Below are 4,972 nucleotides of genomic sequence, written 5' to 3'. Positions count from 1 at the left end.
TAAATCGCCAACCGATACGCTCCGTTGTCGTTTTGACTTTTCCATCGGCTCCACCAGCCGATGGCGCGCTGAGTTGCGCAGCAACTCAAACTCAGCGCGCCCTTCTCAGCTTATCGCTCCGCTCTTTGGTTGCTCGGTGCGGCGCGTATGGCATTGCCTCGAACACTGCGGCGATCGGCGACTAGCTCAGCCATAAGCTATGGTGCTTCCTTACCCATGAGACCGACAAGCCGTTTTTTGACGGGCCGAGCGAGATCGGCGAAGCGCATTGGAAATGAGGAAGCCGGAGCCCTGATCGCCTGAATCATCCTCTACATCGCCTCAGAAGAGCCCTCAGCGCGACGAACGCTCGCGACCATATTGGGGGAACATGACAGCCGCTACAAACGCCTTCTCTGGCCTACTGACGCGAATACAGGGCAGTTGGCTGCGGAGAGTGGTCAAGGAGCCGCCCTGAGGCAGCAGCGGAGCGCAGCCTGTAGGGCGAGCACCGAACGGGCGAGGACGGCAGGCGAAGCCGGTCCTTGACGCCTTGGAGTGGCCCCAGCCTATCGGGTGGGGTGCAGAACAAGGGCGAAGCCCGCAGGGCTGCACCCCTGCCCTTCGGCGAGAACGGGGTGCAGTGGCAGCGCCCATGCGTCCAAAGATGACTCCACGCCCGGAGGGCGTGTCCATTGAGCGCAGACGCGCAGCGTCGAGCAGGGGGATGCCGGGTGGAAGGCCGCGTAGCGGCCGTGGGCGTCCGAAGGACGCGAGCCGGCGGGGGCATAGCCTCCAAGAGGCGGTGATGGTCTTCTTGGACCCGTTCAAACGAATCCTGAGGACGAAAGTTATACACAGGCTGAGCTGTTTTAAGGTTTTAATATATGTTTTAAGGGTTTTAGGCAAAAAAAGTTCATTTTTCCTGTTTAATTTCAATAACTTGTGTGGATGATCGGTTCCTAATAGACGGCTTCTGGTTCCTAATAGACGGAGCACGGTTCCTAATAGACGGGCTATCCACAGGCACGCCGCTGCTTATCGGGCATTCAGGCTTTTGTAGTGGCTGGGTGTCCGACTCGGCGGGACATCCGGGCAAAGTTTCCGTCTATTAGGAACCGTCAACCTCAACGGACAAGGCAGGGGCAGTCCCTCGGTAACGCATCACCAGCATGGGGCCATCTTGGCCAGCTTCTTCAGTCAGCTCGTATTCTGGCAGGTCATCGGCCTTGATAAGCTCGCGCAGCTCGAAGGTGCAGCGTTTGAACGTGCCTTGGCTGCCGCTGCGCTCGTGGATCAGCCGGAACGACCATCGAGCTACATTCCTACCAGCGGCCTGACGGGCCAGGCGATAGACGAATCGGCCAAGGCCGGGCGTCATCAAGAAGTAATCTGGGTGCATCGTCAACACTTCGGGATGCTAAGCTTCCACAACAGCTTCATAGAGCCACTTCGGCAGCTCGATTTCCACGGACGCCACGCGGCCCGTGTCCTCATGAGACACCGCTTTGTAGTCGCTAATCAGGCCGGCGCTCTCGGTTACGCGGATCGGTCGCCATCCCCTGCCCCGGCCTCGGCGCACAATCTCAATGGTGGTTTGCTTGAGCCGCCGCAGCGAGGCTTCTACGGCTTCATATTGCCGGCCGCCATCAGCTTGCCGCCCAAACTTGAGGATCTCCGACACGTGAGGACGGAATACCCGGCCAGGCTTCTCGCCCTGGCCAGCTCGAAAGCGGTTCATCGCTTCGGTCAGGTGGGAAACGCCCATTAGCACAATGTCGTAATCCCATATGGACGCCATGCCATCGGGGCCGCTGGTTACGCGCACATGACCATCGGGCAGCTCGTGCAGCATCACCTCATTGGCGCGCGCATGTTTCTTCGATAGCCGGAACACAGCCACATCCATGATGCCGCGATTGTCCTTGGCCGCCACATCCCACACGCCAGGCACGAAAAAATCGGCCTGGGCGTCGCCTTGTGGTGGCTCGCGTAGGGATTTCTTGGGCCGCGCGGCCATGGCCAGTGCCTTCGCCTTCTGCTTCTGGCGCTCTTCTTCGGGCACTTCCTTGGGTGCTAGCGAGCCGTCCACGTAGGGCAATAGCATTTCGGACACCTCGCCCAGGACATACCAACGCTTGCGCACCTTGTCCCAGCGCGCGCCGTGCCGCTTGGCCCAATCCTTGGAGTCATAGTCGATGGTTAGATAAGTCCGGGGACGGCGTTCACGGGGCGCGGCCATTGGCTTCACCTTTACAATGGCTGACAGCATGCAGCAAGCTATCCGCATGCTTTCCGGTAATGTCCCACACCTTATCTACTGCAACAACGAGCCGTCGCTGGGCTGCTGTGCTGTCTGCATGGATGACATCATGCGCAGCAAGGGCCAGGTTACGTAGCCGAATTTGGGCTTCCCGCAGTTCCTCAACCTCGTGCGTGGATTCCAAGGCCGCAATGGCTTCCCTCACAAGCCGCACGGTGTCCGGCTCGACATTGGCCGGATTTTGCTGGGTGTTCTGCTGGGTCATAGAGAATCCATGGCAAGCATGCAGCATGCTTTAATGCCGCTGCGCCTCGTAGGCGTCCAGCGCCAGTTCCAGCACCTCGACCAGCATCAGGTTATCTCGCTCGGCAATGTCCCGCAGCCGTTCGTCGAACGCCGGGCTAACCCGCGTAGCAAAGGGCAGGGTTCGGTGAGTCCTGCGAGCGGTTCGACCATCCCGCCGCTGGTATTGGGCGGCAGTGGCGGGTGGTGCCGACACGGCAACCGGCGCAGCAGCCGGGACAACTTCGGGCGCGGTCAGGTTCGAGCTGGCCTCGGACACGGCTGGCGGCGCCCCGAGGCGCCCCGCCTTCTTGAGCTTCGTAACGTCAGCCATTGTCATTCCTCAGTAGCGCGGTCGATCAGCGATTGAATCAATACGTCCGCCTGCGTCAGCAGGCCGGCATATCGGGTTTCCGTGATGGCGTGGCCGCTGTTCTGCGCCTGCCGGTAGGCCGGGCGCTCCAACAAGCAGCCAGCCAGCACGGCGTAGCCTGCTTCTTCCAGATAGTTCCGTGCCTCGGCTTCCTCGGCTGCTGTGCCAATGCTGTTCAAGGCGAATGCCAACCGGGCCACCGGGATGCCGGCCTTGGCCAGCGCATGAAACTCGCGCACGGCCGGCCGCAAATCATCCAACGATGCGCCGGTAGGCGGCACCACCAGGTTAGAAGCACGGGCGATTTCTACCGTGGCCTGGGCTGGTTCGTGCTGGGCCATCCAGGATGATGATGTCGTAGCGGTCGGCCACGGCCAAGGCCTGGCCGGCCGTGGCGAACGCCTCGACGGACACGGCCGGCTCTATCCCTGCTCCCATGCGCTGCCGGTGCCAGTCCACGGTTGTGCCCTGCTGGGTATCCAGGTCGGCAACATTCACCCGCAGCCCGCCGGCTGCGGCCTCCCGTGCCAAAGCACTGGCCAAGGTAGATTTGCCTACACCGCCTTTCTGCGAAACGAACGCCACTACGGCCGCCATAAATCCCTCTCTTTTTCGGGCTACATGGTAACTGCTATCTTGCTGCAAGCTGGAAGAAATTGCAATTCATTAGTATGCGGCGATCTAGCTGCAAGATAAGAGCAATCCCACCTCAGCTGTATGGGCTCCACCGGCCGGACAAGATTTGGCTTGCAGAAGGTGGTCACAAGATGTTATATCTTAGTATAACTTTCTTGGGGATTCCTATGCACACCACAAATCTGCGCAAGGTCGGCGGCTCGATCATGCTGGCCGTGCCGCCCGCGCTGCTCGACGTGTTGCACCTGGCACCTGGCACCAAAGTCGGTCTAGCCGTCGATAACGGCCGCCTGGTGGTCGAACCGCAGGCCCGGCCGCGTTACACGCTAGCCGAGCTGCTGGCCGAAGCCGAAGCAGCCGGCGTGTATCCGCTACCGCCCGAAGAACGCGAATGGATCGACGCGCCTGCCGTGGGCCGTGAGCTGATTTGATGAAGCGCGGCGACATTTACATGGTCGATCTGGAACCGACCCTGGGACACGAGCAGCGCGGCCATCGGCCGGTGTTGGTCGTGTCCTCGGATCAGTTCAACCGGCTGACGCAATGCCCGATCATTCTGCCGATCACGAACGGCGGCGACTTCGCCAGGCGCGTCGGCTTTGCCGTGCCAATCAGCGGCATCAAGACAACCGGCGTCGTGCGATGCGATCAACCGCGTGCGCTCGATCTGAATGCCCGCAACGCTCGCAAGGTGGAAACACTGCCGGCGGCGATTCTGGATGACGTGCTGGCCACGGTAGCCACGCTGTTCGAGTAGGGCAGAGAACTCATGAGCGCAGACGGGGCTTAATCGGCCTCTAATTCCCTATAGAGCGTGGCGCGATGAACGCCAAGCAAGCGGGCAACCTCGGCCACGGGTTTGCCATCTACCTCGATGAGCTGACTGGCGTGGACGATCTGCTCGGGCAAAAGGGAAGGGGGAGGGCCGAACCGCACCCCGCGCGCCTTGGCGGCGATCCGGCCAGCGCGGGTTCGCTCCGCGATCAGAGACCGCTCGAAATCCGCGATCCCGGCGAACACCGTCAATACCATGCGTCCGGCCGGTGTCGTCGTGTCGGCCCACGGCTCGGCCAAGGATCGCAGGCCCGCGTCCGCATCCTTGATCCGCTCGGCGATGTGCAACAAGTCCGCCGTGGAACGGGCGAGGCGATCGAGGCGCGTAACCATCACCACGTCACCGAGGCGTAAGTGGTCGAGAAGCCGGCCCAGCTCGGGCCGATCGCGCTTGGCCCCGCTGATCTTTTCCTCAAAAATCCGGGTACATCCAATCTCCCGCAACGTATCCCGCTGTTGCGCCAGGTCCTGGCCCTGAGTGGAGACGCGCGCATAGCCGATCAGCAGGCCGGACGTTGGTTTGTTGGTCATGGCTCACCTGTCGCAAGTTATGTCGCATTATTCTATAACGTGCGACAAAGATATGCGACAATAGAAACCTAGGC

General features: G+C 61.1%; 7 protein-coding genes and 1 pseudogene. 2 read left to right on the top strand and 6 right to left on the bottom strand.

Annotated features, from left to right (window positions below):
- Positions 1-1,090: 1,090 nt before the first annotated feature.
- From BVER_RS19915 to BVER_RS36525, 5 genes and pseudogenes are all read right to left on the bottom strand, one after another.
- Positions 1,091-2,221: pseudogene (locus BVER_RS19915) on the bottom strand (replication initiator protein A).
- On the bottom strand, positions 2,205-2,507 hold the full coding sequence (locus BVER_RS19910; protein ID WP_050454775.1) for a hypothetical protein: 303 nt from the start codon (positions 2,505-2,507) through the stop codon (positions 2,205-2,207). The pseudogene BVER_RS19915 and the gene BVER_RS19910 overlap by 17 nt, the downstream one beginning before the upstream one ends.
- 30 nt (positions 2,508-2,537) lie before the next feature.
- Positions 2,538-2,858 (bottom strand): hypothetical protein, encoded by a 321-nt coding sequence (locus tag BVER_RS19905; protein WP_050454774.1) that lies wholly within the window; start codon positions 2,856-2,858, stop codon positions 2,538-2,540.
- Between the two features lie 2 nt (positions 2,859-2,860).
- Positions 2,861-3,181, bottom strand: coding sequence for a hypothetical protein (locus tag BVER_RS36530; protein ID WP_440588104.1), 321 nt, complete (start codon positions 3,179-3,181; stop codon positions 2,861-2,863).
- A gap of 4 nt (positions 3,182-3,185) precedes the next feature.
- Entirely contained in the window at positions 3,186-3,494 is a 309-nt protein-coding gene (locus BVER_RS36525) for an AAA family ATPase (protein ID WP_440588103.1), read from the bottom strand.
- Positions 3,495-3,700: 206 nt separating this feature from the next.
- Between BVER_RS36525 and BVER_RS19895 the strand changes: the two genes are divergently transcribed.
- Both BVER_RS19895 and BVER_RS19890 read left to right on the top strand, forming a co-directional pair.
- Positions 3,701-3,964, top strand: coding sequence for an AbrB/MazE/SpoVT family DNA-binding domain-containing protein (locus BVER_RS19895; RefSeq protein WP_050454773.1), 264 nt, complete (start codon positions 3,701-3,703; stop codon positions 3,962-3,964).
- A complete protein-coding gene (locus BVER_RS19890; protein ID WP_050454772.1) occupies positions 3,964-4,290 on the top strand; it encodes a type II toxin-antitoxin system PemK/MazF family toxin in 327 nt (108 codons plus the stop codon). Before BVER_RS19895 ends, BVER_RS19890 begins: the two co-directional genes overlap by 1 nt.
- Positions 4,291-4,319: 29 nt before the next feature.
- Here the strand turns inward: BVER_RS19890 and BVER_RS19885 are convergent, their stop codons facing one another.
- The gene (locus BVER_RS19885; RefSeq protein ID WP_050454771.1) at positions 4,320-4,898 is read right to left on the bottom strand and encodes a recombinase family protein; all 579 of its coding nucleotides are present in this window, start codon (positions 4,896-4,898) and stop codon (positions 4,320-4,322) included.
- Positions 4,899-4,972 lie beyond the last annotated feature (74 nt).

This window comes from Candidatus Burkholderia verschuerenii, from assembly GCF_001189365.1.
Taxonomy (GTDB): Bacteria; Pseudomonadota; Gammaproteobacteria; order Burkholderiales; family Burkholderiaceae; genus Caballeronia; species Caballeronia verschuerenii.
Note: the sequence above shows the minus strand (reverse complement) of the source record. Positions and strands in the feature narration are given on the sequence as shown.